This window comes from Candidatus Caccoplasma merdavium (genome assembly GCA_018715595.1).
GTDB lineage: Bacteria > Bacteroidota > Bacteroidia > Bacteroidales > UBA11471 > Caccoplasma > Caccoplasma merdavium.
The window spans coordinates 27528-42436 of sequence record DVLI01000010.1; the positions used below are offsets into that span (position 1 = coordinate 27528).

General features: G+C 54.9%; 13 protein-coding genes. 11 read left to right on the forward strand and 2 right to left on the reverse strand.

The window, feature by feature from the left end; translation table 11 throughout:
* Positions 1-3: 3 nt before the first annotated feature.
* The 11 genes from IAD09_02825 (at position 4) to IAD09_02875 (ending at position 12368) form a co-directional block, all read left to right on the forward strand.
* Positions 4-1257, forward strand: coding sequence for a phospho-N-acetylmuramoyl-pentapeptide-transferase (locus tag IAD09_02825; GenBank protein HIT81161.1), 1254 nt, complete (start codon positions 4-6; stop codon positions 1255-1257).
* A gap of 12 nt (positions 1258-1269) precedes the next feature.
* Positions 1270-2607 carry a UDP-N-acetylmuramoyl-L-alanine--D-glutamate ligase gene (murD, locus tag IAD09_02830; protein ID HIT81162.1) on the forward strand — a complete coding sequence of 446 codons (1338 nt, stop codon included), beginning with the start codon at positions 1270-1272 and terminating at the stop codon, positions 2605-2607.
* Positions 2608-2634: 27 nt separating this feature from the next.
* Positions 2635-3903, forward strand: a complete 1269-nt coding sequence (locus IAD09_02835) for an FtsW/RodA/SpoVE family cell cycle protein (GenBank protein HIT81163.1) — start codon at positions 2635-2637, stop codon at positions 3901-3903.
* A 10-nt stretch (positions 3904-3913) separates the two neighbouring features.
* The gene (gene murG, locus IAD09_02840; protein ID HIT81164.1) at positions 3914-5032 is read left to right on the forward strand and encodes an undecaprenyldiphospho-muramoylpentapeptide beta-N-acetylglucosaminyltransferase; all 1119 of its coding nucleotides are present in this window, start codon (positions 3914-3916) and stop codon (positions 5030-5032) included.
* Positions 5029-6408: a UDP-N-acetylmuramate--L-alanine ligase gene (locus IAD09_02845; protein HIT81165.1), complete on the forward strand. Its 1380-nt coding sequence runs from the start codon at positions 5029-5031 to the stop codon at positions 6406-6408. Before murG ends, IAD09_02845 begins: the two co-directional genes overlap by 4 nt.
* The gene (locus IAD09_02850; protein HIT81166.1) at positions 6405-7136 is read left to right on the forward strand and encodes a cell division protein FtsQ; all 732 of its coding nucleotides are present in this window, start codon (positions 6405-6407) and stop codon (positions 7134-7136) included. The genes IAD09_02845 and IAD09_02850 overlap by 4 nt, the downstream gene beginning before the upstream one ends.
* A 14-nt stretch (positions 7137-7150) precedes the next feature.
* Positions 7151-8464: a cell division protein FtsA gene (gene ftsA / locus IAD09_02855; GenBank protein ID HIT81167.1), complete on the forward strand. Its 1314-nt coding sequence runs from the start codon at positions 7151-7153 to the stop codon at positions 8462-8464.
* Between the two features lie 19 nt (positions 8465-8483).
* The gene (ftsZ, locus tag IAD09_02860) at positions 8484-9683 is read left to right on the forward strand and encodes a cell division protein FtsZ (GenBank protein ID HIT81168.1); all 1200 of its coding nucleotides are present in this window, start codon (positions 8484-8486) and stop codon (positions 9681-9683) included.
* A gap of 20 nt (positions 9684-9703) precedes the next feature.
* The gene (locus IAD09_02865) at positions 9704-10153 is read left to right on the forward strand and encodes a GatB/YqeY domain-containing protein (protein HIT81169.1); all 450 of its coding nucleotides are present in this window, start codon (positions 9704-9706) and stop codon (positions 10151-10153) included.
* Between the two features lie 41 nt (positions 10154-10194).
* Positions 10195-11466 (forward strand): serine--tRNA ligase, encoded by a 1272-nt coding sequence (gene serS, locus IAD09_02870; GenBank protein ID HIT81170.1) that lies wholly within the window; start codon positions 10195-10197, stop codon positions 11464-11466.
* A gap of 161 nt (positions 11467-11627) precedes the next feature.
* Entirely contained in the window at positions 11628-12368 is a 741-nt protein-coding gene (locus tag IAD09_02875) for an SDR family NAD(P)-dependent oxidoreductase (protein HIT81171.1), read from the forward strand.
* A 63-nt stretch (positions 12369-12431) separates the two neighbouring features.
* Here the strand turns inward: IAD09_02875 and IAD09_02880 are convergent, their stop codons facing one another.
* Positions 12432-13433, reverse strand: a complete 1002-nt coding sequence (locus IAD09_02880) for an aldose 1-epimerase (GenBank protein ID HIT81172.1) — start codon at positions 13431-13433, stop codon at positions 12432-12434.
* 152 nt (positions 13434-13585) lie between these two features.
* Positions 13586-14515, reverse strand: coding sequence for a malate dehydrogenase (gene mdh, locus IAD09_02885; protein HIT81173.1), 930 nt, complete (start codon positions 14513-14515; stop codon positions 13586-13588).
* Positions 14516-14909 lie beyond the last annotated feature (394 nt).

The following is a 14909-nucleotide window of genomic DNA, read 5'->3' on the forward strand; positions in this document are numbered from 1 at the left end:
ATCATGCTATATCCATTGTTTCAGTTGCTCGATGAGTGGGACATACCCGGAACGGGTGTGTTCCGGTATATTTCGTTCCGTTCGGGCATGGCGCTCATCTTGTCGCTTTTCATTTCGACCATCATCGGTCGGCGCATCATCTCGCGTTTGCAGCGCATGCAGATAGGTGAAATCGTGCGCAACCTCGGTCTCGAAGGCCAAATGAGCAAAAAGGGTACCCCCACGATGGGCGGTATCATCATTATCATCTCGATACTGGTGCCCTGCCTGCTGGTGGGACGTCTCGACAACCTCTACATGATTTTGATGCTTGTCACGACCGTGTGGATGGGTGCCATCGGCTTCCTCGATGACTATATGAAACTCAAATATCACAACAAGGAGGGGCTGCACGGGCGGTTCAAGATTTTCGGTCAGGTGGGGCTGGGCCTCATCGTGGGCGTGTCGCTCTATCTGAGTCCCGATGCGGTGATACGCGAGAACATCACGGTGCAGAAAGACGACACGGCCGAGGTGCAGTACCTCCCCGAGAATATCAAGTCGACACAGACGACAATACCTTTTGTCAAGAACAACAACTTCGACTATGCCGACCTGGTGCCTTTCCTCGGCGACCATGCCCAGACGGCCGGCTGGATTATCTTCATACTGGTCACCATTCTCGTGGTGACGGCCGTCTCGAACGGCGCCAATCTCACCGACGGTCTCGACGGTCTGGCTACCGGCTCGTCGGCCATCATCGGGGCGGCACTGGCCATCATGGCCTATCTCTCGGGCCACATAGCCTATGCCTCCTACCTCAATATCATGTATATACCCGGGAGTGAGGAGCTGGTTGTCTTTTCGATGGCCTTCATCGGGGCTACCATCGGCTTCCTCTGGTATAACGCCTACCCGGCACAGGTATTCATGGGCGACACCGGCAGCCTCACCATAGGAGGCATTATCGGTGTCTTTGCCGTGCTCATACACAAGGAGCTGCTCACTCCGTTGTTGTGCGGCATTTTCTTGGTCGAGAGCCTTTCGGTCATCATGCAGGTATCTTATTTTAAATACACCAAACGTCGGTATGGCGAAGGACGGCGACTTTTCAAGATGGCGCCGTTGCATCACCATTTCCAGAAAGCCGGCGAGAGCATCGACGCCTTGTGGAAAAAGCCCTTTGCACCGATACCCGAGTCGAAGATTGTGATACGCTTCTGGATTATAGGCATCATCTTGGCTGCATTGACGCTGGTAACTTTGAAAATGCGATAAGGAAAAATGAATATGAACAAACGCATGGTCGTATTGGGTGCCGGCGAAAGTGGAGCCGGTGCCGCCGTTTTGGCAAAAGTCAAGGGTTTCGACGTATTTGTCTCGGATATGTCAGGAATCAAGGAAGTTTATAAAAACCTGCTCGACGAATATGGTATCGAGTGGGAAGAAGGTGGACACACCGCCGAGAAAATCCTCTCGGCCGATGAAGTGGTGAAGAGCCCCGGCATACCCGAGACGGCTCCCATGGTCGAGGCGTTGGTCAAGCAGGGCACCCCGATTATCTCCGAAATCGAGTTTGCCGGCCGCTATACCGATGCCCGCATGATTTGCATCACCGGCAGCAACGGCAAGACGACCACGACGTTGCTCACCTATCATATTTTGAAAAAGGCCGGTCTCGACGTGGGATTGGCCGGTAACGTGGGCAAGAGCCTTGCCTTGCAGGTGGCCACCGAGCATCACGATTACTATGTCATCGAGTTGAGCAGTTTCCAGCTCGACAACATGTACCGTTTCAAGGCCGACATTGCCGTGCTGCTCAATATCACGCCCGACCATCTCGACCGTTATGGCTATGACATGCAGAATTATGTCAATGCCAAATTCAGAATCACGCAGAACCAGACCGAAGATGATGCTTTCGTCTTTTGGAACGACGACCCCGTCATCACCCGGGAGCTGTCGAAACACCCCTTGAAGGCACGTCTGTACCCCTTTGCCGATACTCATGAAGAGGGGACAAAGGCTTATGTCGAGAACGAGCGTCTCTGCATCGAAACCCCCGGTGAGTTTTTCGATATGGACGAGGCCGAACTCTCCCTGCCCGGCCGGCACAACCTCTATAACTCGATGGCGGCCGGCATCTCGGCCCGCATTCTCGAAATCAGAAAAGAGAAGGTGCGCGAAGCGCTGTCCGACTTCAAGGGCGTCGAACACCGTCTCGAAAAGGTGGCCGATGTGCGCGGCGTGTCGTTTATCAACGATTCCAAAGCCACCAACGTCAATTCGTGCTGGTATGCCCTCGAAAGCATGACGACCCCCGTCGTGCTCATTCTCGGCGGCAAGGACAAGGGGAATGACTATTCCGAAATCGAGTCGCTTGTGGCCGAGAAGGTCAAGGCCATCGTGTGCCTGGGCGTCGACAACCGCAAGTTGCACGATTTCTTCGATGGAAAGGTGACGATGGCCGGCGATGCCCTGTCGATGAAAGAGGCCGTAGACAAGGCTTTTGCCGCGGCAGAACCCGGCGATACGGTGTTGCTCTCACCCTGTTGCGCCAGCTTCGACCTCTTTAAGAGTTACGAAGACCGGGGCCGCCAGTTCAAGGAGTGCGTGCGCAATTTATAACCGACAGCAGCGAAAGGAGCGTGTGGAATGAACGATAACAATACCATATTCAAGGGCGACCGTTTCCTGTGGGGAGTCTACTTCCTGTTGTGCCTCATCTCCATTGTCGAGGTGTATAGCTCATCGAGTTTCCTCACCCGTCGGGGGGGTGATTTCCTGGGCCCGGCCATGCGGCAGATTTCGTTTGTGCTGGCCGGTACGGCATTGGTGGTCATCATGCACAATTTGCATTATAAGTGGTGCAAGTTGCTGATGCTGCTGTTGATGCCCATCTCGCTCGTGCTCATGCTTTGGGTCGATATTTTCGGTTCGAATGTGAACGATGCCAGCCGTTGGCTCAATATTTTTGGCGTGTCGATACAGCCGTCGGAACTGGCCAAGCTGACTACCATTATCACACTGGCCTTTATCCTGGCTAAGTTCCGTTCCAAGGAGACCGGAAAGGTCACGCCCGATGCCTTCAAGTGGAGCCTTATCGTGATAGGCGTCTTTTGGTTCCTCATCTTCGTCGACAACTTTTCCACCTCGGTCCTGCTGGCTCTCGTGGGCTTTTGCATGATGATGGTGGCCGGCGTCGAAACCAAGAAGCTGGTTGTATTGGTAGCCATTGTGCTTGCTGCTTTGGCGGTGATAATCCCCGTTTCGGTAAAGGTGTTCGAGTATGAAAGCGAACATAAGGAGCCGTTCCCGGTCTTGGGCGATTCGCGACTCTCCACCATCGGGGCGCGTACGATACGTTTTGCCGAGAATTGGGGAAAGCCCGCCTATGAAGAGAAAATCGACCAGTTCAATTATCAGCCGCAACATGCCTATATGGCCGTGGCCAACGGCGGTTTCTTCGGTGTTTTCCCGGGAAACAGCCGCGAACGCGACTTTCTGCCTCAGGCTTTCTCCGACTTTATCTATGCCATTATCATCGAGGAGATGGGCATGGTTGGCGGTATCGTCGTCATGTTGCTCTATATGTCGATGCTCTTGCGAGCGGGGGTGATAGCCCGACGGTGCGAGAAAGCCTATCCGGCCTTCCTCATTACGGGGCTGGCCATGATGATAGCCTTCCAGGCGCTCATAAACATGGGTGTCTCGGTGGGGTTGCTTCCGGTGACGGGACAGCCGCTCCCGTTGGTGAGCCGCGGCGGTACCTCATTCCTCATCACGAGTGCCTACTTCGGCATTATGCTCAGTGTGAGCCGCTATGCCCGTCAGGCGGGAAAGAACGAAGAAGTTGTTGAGCCTCAGGTCGAGGAGACGGGCGATATTTCGGCTCCCAACCCGGCTCAGATGTCAGATAAATAAAGAATATGCCATGTCAGGAAAAATAAGAATGCTGGTAAGCGGCGGCGGCACGGGCGGTCACATCTTTCCGGCCGTCTCGATAGCCAATGCCGTAAAGGAAAAATGCCCCGATGCCGAAATCCTCTTTGTCGGTGCCGAGGACCGTATGGAGATGGAGAAGGTGCCGGCTGCCGGCTATAAGATAGTGGGGCTCCCCATCAGCGGCTTCTCGCGGAGCCATCTGTGGAAAAACTTCCGGGTCCTCTTCCGGCTGTTCAAGAGCCTTCGCAAGGCCCGTTCCATTGTCAAGACATTCCACCCCGACATCGCCGTGGGCGTGGGTGGATATGCCAGCGGCCCTACGCTGTGGGCTGCCGCCCGCCAAGGTGTGCCGACCCTCATACAGGAACAGAACTCTTATGCCGGCGTGACCAACAAACTCCTGGCCTCGAAAGCCGTGAAGATATGCGTCGCTTATGAAAACATGGAACGCTTTTTCCCGAAAGAACGGATTGTCCTCACCGGGAACCCCGTGCGACAGTCGTTGCAGGAGGCGACCTGCACGCGTGAAGAGGCGATAGGCTTTTTCGGCCTCGACCCGGAGAAGAAGACCATTCTTGTCGTGGGGGGGAGCCTGGGCGCCCGCACCCTCAACCTCAGTGTCATCGCAGCTCTCGACCGCATTCCCGGCGATGAGGTGCAACTGATATGGCAGAGCGGCGCTTATTATGAAGCGACGGTAAAAGCGGCGTTGGCCGGGAAAAACTATCCGCATGTCGTGCAGATGCCCTTTATCGCCCGCATGGATATGGCCTATAAAGCCGCCGACCTGGTCATATCGCGCGCCGGAGCCGGGTCTATTTCCGAACTTTGCCTCTTGGGTAAAGCGGCCATTCTGGTGCCTTCGCCCAATGTGGCCGAGGATCATCAGACCAAGAATGCCATGGCGCTCTCGGAGAAAGGTGCCGCCTTGCTCATTCCCGACCGTGAAGCCGAGAACCGCCTCATCGATACCGCCATCGAAAATGTGCAGAATGAGGCACTGCTCGCCAAGATGCAGGAGCGCATTCTCCAACTGGCGCAACGCGACTCGGCCGCGCGCATTGCCGACATTATCCTCGGAATCGTAGCAGAAAGGAAATCGAAATGAAAGCCTTGACAGCCTACACATCGGTCTATTTTGTCGGTGCCGGAGGCATCGGCATGAGCGCACTCGTGCGCTATTGTCTGGCAAAGGGCTATGTCGTGGCCGGATATGACAAAACACCCTCGACGCTCACCTCGGCACTCGAAAAGGAGGGCGCGCGACTCTTTTATGACGAATCGGTCGAGTTGATTCCCGCCCCGTTCAGAGACGCGGCGACGACGCTGGTCGTATATACCCCGGCCGTCCCCGATAGTCATGCCGGTCTTACCTATTTCCGTGAAAACGGTTTTACGGTGGTGAAGCGAGCCGAACTCTTGGGCCTGATTACCCGGGCGAGTCGCGGGCTTTGTGTCGCCGGTACGCATGGTAAGACCACCACGTCGAGCATGGCGGCCCACATGTTGGCCCAGTCGTCGGTGGGGTGCAGCGCATTCCTCGGTGGTATTCTGAAAAACTACGACAGCAATCTGATTCTCTCCGACAAGAGCGATTTGGTCGTCGTGGAGGCCGACGAGTATGACCGCTCGTTCCATCACCTGCAACCCTATATGGCGGTCATTACGGCCACCGATGCCGACCACCTCGACATCTACGGCACCTATGAGGCATATCTCGAAAGTTTCCGCCATTTCACCTCCCTCATACGCCCCGACGGGGTCTTGATTTTGAAAAAAGGCTTGCCTTTGCAGCCTGCACTTGCCGAGGGCGTGCGCCTGTATACCTATTCGCTCGATGACGGCGGCGACTTCTACGCCCGGAATATCCGCATGGGCAACGGGCAGATACTCTTCGACTGGGTCTATCCCGGCGGGGTGGTTGCCGACATCGACCTGGGGGTGCCCGTGCGGGTCAATATCGAGAACGGCGTGGCAGCCATGGCCTTGGCCTGGCTCAATGGCGTCACACCCGACGAGATGCGCCGGGCCATGAAGAGTTTTGCCGGAGCCCGGCGACGTTTCGACTTTTGGATACGCGAGGGCAAGACGATCTTGGTCGACGACTATGCCCATCACCCCGATGAGATAAAAGCCAGCCTTTCCTCGCTGCGGGCCCTGTATGCCGACAAAAAGATTTCGGTCATTTTCCAGCCCCATCTCTATACAAGAACCCGCGATTTTTGCGATCAATTCGCGGCGGCGCTCTCCTTGGCCGATGAGTTGATACTGCTCGACATCTATCCGGCCCGCGAACAACCGATACCGGGTGTCACTTCCCGCATCATCTTCGACAAGGTAAATTGCAAAAAGAAAGCGCTTTGTTCCAAAGAAAAGTTGCTCGAAACGATAAAAGAACGTAACTTTGAAGTCCTTATTACACTCGGAGCCGGCGACATCGACCGTTTGCTGCCGGCCATAAAAGAAGAGATACTCGCTCGATGAAACGCTTTTTTACCTACATATTGGCCGCCTTGTTTTCCCTCTACCTGCTGGTATCGCTGGCATGGGGGAATGCTGCCGCCCGTCATCGCCTTTACAAGGGGTTCAGCGTGACGGTGGTCGACAGTGCGCGGGCTCAATATGTGACGGCGGCCGAGGTGGCGGCTCATCTCTCCAAGTACATCAAGGCCGATGAGAATACCTTGCTCCAAGACATCAATACCGAAGACCTCGAAGAGCAGCTTTACCAGAACCGGCTCATCGAGGAGGTGCGTTGTTACAAGACGCCTTCGGGACTGTTGCGGGTCGATATTTCGCAGCGGGTTCCCATCTTGCGCGTGTTGGGCGACAGCGCCGCCTATTTTCTCGATGAGCACGGCAAGTTGATGCCTGCCAATCTTTCCGAGGCGGTTGCCGTCCCGGTTGCCACCGGACACATCTCGTCGGCCTATGCCCGGGAGACACTTTATCCCTTTGCCCGTTTCCTGCAAAAAAATGATTTCTGGCGGGCGCAGGTCGAGCAGATATATGTCGACGCTCACCAAAACGTGGAACTCACCCCCCGGGTGGGCGACCATCGCATATTGATGGGTAAGCTCACGGCTTACGAAGAGAAACTCGACAATCTCAGATGCCTCTACGAACAAGCCTTCTCGAAGTGCGGGTGGAACAAGTACAGCATCATCAACCTTAAATATAAGAATCAGGTGGTGTGCACACGACGCAAATAATAAAAAACTCAGATATGGAAGATACGAAGAAATATATCGTGGCGGTCGATTTGGGCTCCTCGCACATTTCGGCGGCGGCCGGCCACCGAGATGAGTCGGGCCGTTTCGTGGTCGATGCCGTGGAAACGGCCGAGAGCAAAGATGCCATCAAGCGGGGACGCATCATCAACGTCTCTGACGTTGCTTTCAAGCTTTCCCTGCTGTTCCATCGTCTCGAAACCCGTCTCTCCCCGAGCAAAATATCCAAAGCCTATGTCGGAGTGAGCGGGCAGTCGATACGTTCGCTCGATTATCCTGTGGTGCGGACGATTTCGATGGAGACTCCCATCGACGCCGCCTTGTTGGGCGAGCTCGAAATGGAGGCCCGGAACCGTGTCCTCGAAAACGGACTGGTTGTCTTCGATGTCATACCCGGCGATTTCAAGGTCGATGGCCGTTCGACCGAAAAACCCTGCGGTGAATACGGCTCGGAGATACGCGCCTCTTACCGTTTGATAGTGGGGAACGAAATTCACAAGCGCAATATCGAAAAGGCTTTTGAACAAGCCCAGATGCCGATAGCCGGTTACATCTGCACGATTCATGCGTCGGCTTCGGCCGTGCTCTCCGACGAAGAACGCCGCCAAGGTTGCGCCCTCGTCGATTTTGGCGCCGAGACGACCACGCTGGCCCTTTATAAGGAGGGCTCTTTGGTCGCGATGTTGACGATACCTTTCGGCGGGAACAATATTACCCGCGACATCACCTCCCTGCATGTGAAGGAGTCCGAAGCCGAGACCATCAAGAAAGCATACCAGCCGCAAAGCGACGCTTCGCAACCGGTCGATTGGGATATGAAAGATTACTATTTCGACTTCTCGGCCGAGGAAATCGAGGAGGTGATTACTTCCCGCATGGGTGAGATTGTCGCCAACGTCAAGGCTCAAATCGCCAATCTGTCGAAAAAATGTCCTTTGTCGGCCGGCATAACGCTCATCGGAGGCGCTTCCCTGATGAAAGGCCAAAAACAACTCCTGGCCAAGGAAACGTCGCTTGGCGTCTATAATGGCACGTTGTTCAATATATCTTTGCCGCAAGGCATCAACGGCATCGCTTCGGTGCAGGTCATCGGTTTGTTGCAGATGGGCCGCGAAGTGTGCGCCGAGCCGCCCGTGGTCGAGAAGAAGGCCGAGCCTGCGGCCCCTGTCGTCGAGTCCAAACCGCTTTTCCCCGAAGAGGAACCGGTGAAGGAGCCGCAAAATCGTCCCGATGAATCTACTGAGACAAAAGCACCCTTGTGGAAGAAATTTTGGGACAAGGTCAGCGAAGAAATGGACAAGGAAAATTAACCGATAACTATCTGTACCCATGGACGAATATAATGATAAACCGCAGTTCGAAGTGGCTGAACGTTCGGAATTGCCGGCCATCATCAAGGTGATAGGGGTCGGCGGTGGCGGTGGAAACGCCGTCGAGAACATGTTCAGAACAGGCATCAAAGATGTCTCTTTTGTCCTTTGCAATACCGATAAGCAGGCCATGCGCGGCACCAAGATACCCCGCACCCTCCTTCTCGGTCCCGGCCGTGGTGCCGGAGGCGACCCCAAGGTAGCCCAGGAATTGGCCGAGCAGAGCGTGGAGCAAATCAAGGAGTTGCTCAGCGACGATACCGACATGGTGTTTATCACCGCCGGTATGGGCGGCGGTACCGGGACGGGGGCTTCGCCCGTCATTGCCGGCGTGGCCCGTAGTTTGGGCATTCTCACCGTAGGCATTGTCTCTATCCCCTTTGCCTGGGAAGCGGAGTTTAAGATAAGGCAGGCGCTTGCCGGGGTCGAGAACCTGCGTAAAAATGTCGATGCCCTGCTGGTCATCAACAACGAAAACCTGCGCAAGGTATATCCCGACCTTACCTGGCTCAACGGTTTCAAGAAAGCCGACGAGACCCTTACCATAGCCGCCAAGAGTATTGCCGAGCTGATTACCGTAAAAGGGTATATCAATCTCGACTTTGCCGACGTGCGCCGTACCCTCGAAGACGGAGGCGTGGCGGTGATGAGCAGCGGGTTCGGCGAGGGCGAACACCGTATCACCAAGGCCATCGAAGATGCCCTGCACTCGCCCCTGTTGGCGGCCGACAACCTCTATCGGGCCAAACGCATACTCATCAACCTCTACCTCAGTTCATCGTCCGACGACCAGGTCGTCATGGAGGAGTTCAAGGAACTCAACGAGTTTATGGCCCGCTTCGACGGCGTGAAGACCATCTCGGGCATCACCATCGACGATTCGCTCGAAGCCAAGGTGAAGGTAACGATATTGGCTTCGGATTTTGGCGACGGCGTGATGGACATCGAGGGCGCCTATCCCGGAGAAAAAGAGTATGTCATTCTCTCCCTGTCCCAAATGGACGACAATGCCGTGCTCGAAAAACTCGACCGCACCCCCACCTATGACCGACCGGGCAATTTTGCCAAGCAGTTGCTGCAAGTGTCGCGGGAAGAGACCCCTGCCCGCGAGGACAATTACAATGGCAATGGGGTGATACTCTTTGACAAAATCGAATAAGAACAAAAAAACGAAAAGATATGAGTTTATTTGACCAAATCAGTAATGATATCAAGACCGCCATGCTGGCTCGTGACAAACAACGCCTCGAAGCCCTGCGCGGCATCAAGAAAGAATTTATCGAAGCCAAGACCGCCAAAGGCGCCGATGGCGAGTTGCACGACGACGTGGCTCTGAAAATCCTCGCCAAGATGGCCAAGCAACGCCGTGAAAGTGCCCAAATCTATGCCGAGCAAAACCGTCCCGACCTGGCCGGGCCCGAGTTGGCCGAAGCCGCCGTTATCGAGTCATACCTGCCTCAGCCCATGACCGATGCCGAGCTCGAAGCCGCTCTCAAAGAAATCATCGCCGAGGTGGGTGCCACATCGGCCAAGGAGATGGGAAAGGTGATGGGTGTCGCCTCGAAGAAACTGGCCGGGAAAGCCGACGGAAAAGCCATCTCGGAGAAGGTAAAGGCTTTGTTGGCCTGATGCACAAAAGAAAAATGTTGTTTTTACTAAAAAGATAGATTATGCTTACACTTGCCGCAATCAAAGAGAATCCCGAAGAAATCATTCGGAAGCTGGCAAAAAAACATTTCGACGCCCGTGAGGCCATTGCCAAAGTTTTGGAACTGGATAAAGTGCGTCGCTCCTCACAAATGGAGTTGGACAAGAGCCTCTCCGAATTGAAAACCCTTTCGGCGCAAGTCGGTAAACTCATGAAAGAGGGAAACGCCGCCGAAGCCGAAGCCGTGAAAGCCAAAGTGGCCGAAATGAAGGAGTCGAACAAGAAACTCGAAGAGACCATGACATCGGCCGAAGCGAATATTACCGACATACTCCTCTCTGTCCCCAATACGCCCTGTGATATGGTGCCCGAGGGACGCACGGCCGAAGACAACATCGTGGAGCGTTCGGGCGGAGTCATGCCCAATCTGCCTGCCGATGCTCTGCCCCACTGGGAATTGGCCCGCAAATACGACCTCATCGACTTTGAACTGGGCGTGAAAATCACCGGAGCCGGATTCCCCGTTTATAAAGGTAAAGGTGCCCGCCTGCAACGAGCCCTCATCAGCTTCTTCCTCGACAGCGCCCGCGAAGCCGGTTATCTCGAAGTGCAACCCCCCTATGTGGTCAATGCCGCTTCGGGTTATGGCACCGGACAACTCCCCGACAAGGAGGGCCAGATGTACCATTGCAACGAAGACGACCTCTATCTCATACCTACCGCCGAAGTCCCCGTCACCAACCTCTATCGCGACGTGATACTCGACGAGTCGCAACTTCCTATTCGCAACACCGCTTATTCGGCATGCTTCCGTCGGGAGGCCGGCTCTTATGGCAAAGATGTGCGGGGGCTCAACCGCCTGCACCAGTTCGACAAGGTCGAAATCGTGCAAATACAGCACCCCGACCACTCCTATGAGTCCCTCAAAGAGATGATCGATTATGTGCAGACGCTGGTGGAACGGCTCGAATTGCCGTGGCATATCCTCCGTCTTTGCGGCGGTGACATGAGTTTCACATCGGCCATCACCTTCGACTTCGAGGTATTCTCGGCCGCCCAGAAACGTTGGCTCGAAGTGAGCTCCGTCTCCAACTTCGAGAGCTATCAGGCCAATCGCCTCAAATGCCGTTTCCGTGGTGCCGACAAAAAAATACGTTTGGCACATACCCTCAACGGCAGCGCGCTGGCTCTGCCGCGTATCGTGGCCGCTTTGCTCGAAAACAACCAGACTCCCGAGGGCATTCGCATACCCAAAGTGCTGGTTTCCTATACAGGATTCGACATCATCGACTGATGGGTTTCCCTGCCACAAGGAAGAGAGAGGCTCGACTTTGTGTCGAGCCTCTCTCTTTTATGCTCCGGAGTTGAGAATAAATGCCCCAATAGTTGCCTATTAAAGAAAAAAGAATAAATTTGCAAAACGAGGAACCTTAAAAACTGTTTGTCATGGATACCGTGAAACGCATTCTCATCATGGGGGCAACTTCGGGTATAGGCTTGGAGCTTGCCAAGTTGTGTATTGCCAAAGGGTGGCGGGTAGGTATTGCCGGCCGGCGAGCCGAGCCGCTCGAAAAACTTCGCCAGTCGGCGCCCTCGCAGGTGGTGGCAGGTTGTATCGATGTCACTCGGGAGTCGTCGGCTGCGGATATGTTGCAGTTGGTCGAGAATATGGGCGGCATGGATATTTATTGCCATGTCTCGGGTATCGGCGCGCAGAATCCCACACTCGACCCGGCCGTGGAGTTACGCACGATGGAAACCAATGTCATGGGCTTTACCCGCATGGTGACGGCCGCATACAACTATTTCGCCCAGCGGGGCGGTGGGCAGATTGCCGTTGTCTCTTCCATTGCAGGCACGAAAGGGCTTGGCTCGGCCACGGCCTATTCGGCCTCGAAGCGGTTGCAGAACACCTATCTCGATGCCTTGTCCCAGTTGGCGCGTATGCGGAAGTTGAAAATTACCTTTACCGACATACGTCCCGGTTTCGTGGCTACCGACCTGCTCAACAAGGAGCATCACTACCCGATGCTCATGCCCTTGCTGCCTGTGGCCCGTAAGGTGTTCCGTGCCATCGAGCGCCGTCGCCGTCGCGTGATTATCGACTGGCGTTTTGCGATTTTGGTCTTCTTCTGGCGCCTTATTCCTGCCGGCTTGTGGGAGCGCATGCCCGTGAGCGTCATAAAGAACGAATAGAAAGAAAAAACGGTCTTTGCCATTGTGGCAAAGACCGTTTTTCTTGTTTATGAATCGACAGGATTACATCTTGTTGCTGACGAAGAGGTGGGTCGACGCACGGAACTCGCCGCCGGGAGCGATGTAACGGAATCCGTAGGCTTCGGGGTCGGAGAGGTTGGGAGCGTTTGTGGCCCAGCTTTGCGGTTCGGGGCAGGCGTAGGGCACGTTGCCTCCGTTGTTCCAGAATGTCCAGTATTTGAAGTTCTCATCGACTTCGTAGCAGGCCGACCAGCCGCTGGCGGTGTCGGTCATGATGGCGCCGTTGTAGGGGTGGCCGTCAACGGTGAGCGTCTCGTTTACCAAGGCCCACTCCATGGCTTCGCCGCAGGGGGCGATACCTTCGGTGCGCAGGGGGGCTTCGGCGGGGGTGAAGTCGAGCAGTTTTTCGGTGGGGAGCGTGCGCTCGTTCATCTCCATGCGTTTGCCCACGGAGAGGCGCAGGCGGTAGTCACTGGCTTTGCCGTCGGCGGTGAAGGGTACGCGTATGGGGGTGTGGAATCCCATGCCCACGGGCATGTCTTTGTCGCTGAGGTTCTCGAAGACGGTGGTCTGGTGCAGACCGTCGGCGTCGAGGCGGAATATCATGCGACAGCAGAATTCGTGGGGAAAGTCACGGAAGATGGCGTTGTTGAAGGCGTTGCTGTAATAGACGGCTTCGACCTCGGCAAACCCGTCGCCGTCGACGGTGCGCGACACATCGAACGGCTCTCCTTTGATGATGCCGTGGTGGTAGTTGTTCTGGGCCGGAATGGTGATGGGGTATTGGTATTTGCGGCCTTCGAAGGTATAGGTGCCGTCGGCGATGCGGTTGGGCGGGAAGAGCAGGGGCAAGCCGTAGATTTGGGGGCGTTCCTTGAAGTTGTCCATCTCATCGGCTTCGGGGGTGCGCAGTATTTCGATGCCGGTGGCAAGGTGTTTGAGTTTTACGACATTGGCACCGACCGAGGGCACCATGATGGCTTCGTATCCTCCGGCGGTGAATTGCACGGCCGGGACGCCGTTGAAATTGATTTTCTCAATCATGGTATTCTGTGTTTAAATGATTCGTTCTCAAAAATAGGAAATTATTTTGCATTTCTTCTCATGTGCCGCCTATTTTTCGATAAAATTTTGGGTGGAACAATAAAAAACGGCTGCCCCCAGCGGGGCAGCCGTTATAGAGGGCGGGGTCTGTATTAGAGGTTGAGGGCGCTGTTGGTTTTGCGCACGGCCTCCGCGCTGGCTTTGAAGAGGGCTTTCTCTTCGTCGTTGAGTTGGAAGTCGACGACTTTTTCCCAACCGGTGCGGCCCAGTACGACGGGCACGCCGATGCAGATGTCGTTCTCTCCGTATTCGCCTTCGAGGTAGACGCTGCACGGAACCACTTTCTTCTGGTCGCGTATCACGGCTTCGGCCACATAGGCGGCGGCAGCGCCGGGGGCATACCAGGCCGAGGTGCCGAGCAGTTTGGTGAGGGTGGCGCCGCCCACCATGGTGTCGGCTACGACTTTGTCGAGCGTCTCTTTTTCGAGCAGTTGGGCGACGGGCATGCCTTTGTAGGAGGCGAAGCGCACCAAGGGTATCATGGTGGTGTCGCCATGGCCGCCGATGACGATGCCTTCGATTTCGTTGGCGTTGGCGTTGAGGGCTTTGCTCAGGTAGCATTTGAAGCGGGAGCTGTCGAGGGCGCCTCCCATGCCGATGACACGGTTTTTGGGCAGCCCCGAGGTTTTCTGTATCAGATAGGTCATCGTGTCCATGGGGTTGCTGACGCACACGATGATGGCATTGGGCGAGTGAGCGAGAATGCTGTCGGTCACGGCTTTGACGATACCGGCGTTTACGCCGATGAGCTCTTCGCGCGTCATGCCCGGTTTGCGGGGAATACCCGAGGTGATGACAACAACGTCCGAACCGGCCGTCTTGGTATAATCGTTGGTTACGCCGCTGATTTTGGTGTCGAATCCGAGAAGGGTTGCCGTCTGCATCATGTCGAGGGCTTTGCCTTCGGCTACGCCTTCTTTGATGTCGAGCAGAACAACTTCATCGGCCACTTCATTGAATGCCAAAACATTGGCACAGGTGGCACCCACATTACCGGCGCCTACGACTGTGATTTTTGCCATAATTTGAAAATTAAAGGGTTATACAATCTTTTTTACTGTAAGCAAGACTCAGTTTGTAGGACAAAGGTATGGAGATTTTCTTTTATGGAAAATTTTCCCTAATTAAAATTCGATAAAAAACGGCAATCGGGAAATGTCGGCCGCTTGTGGAGCGGGAGCCGGGACGGCCGGTACCCGGAGATGCGTCCGGGAGGAAAAATCCATTTTGTAAGGTTTACCTGTCAAAATAGCCCATAAAATGAAAATTTTCAAGAGGATAGGGGCGGGAAAAGATGTTTTTTTATCAAAAAAGATGCGCGGGTAAAGATAAAATAGCTACCTTTGCGTCGGAAAAAATGAGACATCATTTTTCTGAACACATTGTGAAGAAGAAACGTTATTATATAACCTTTTA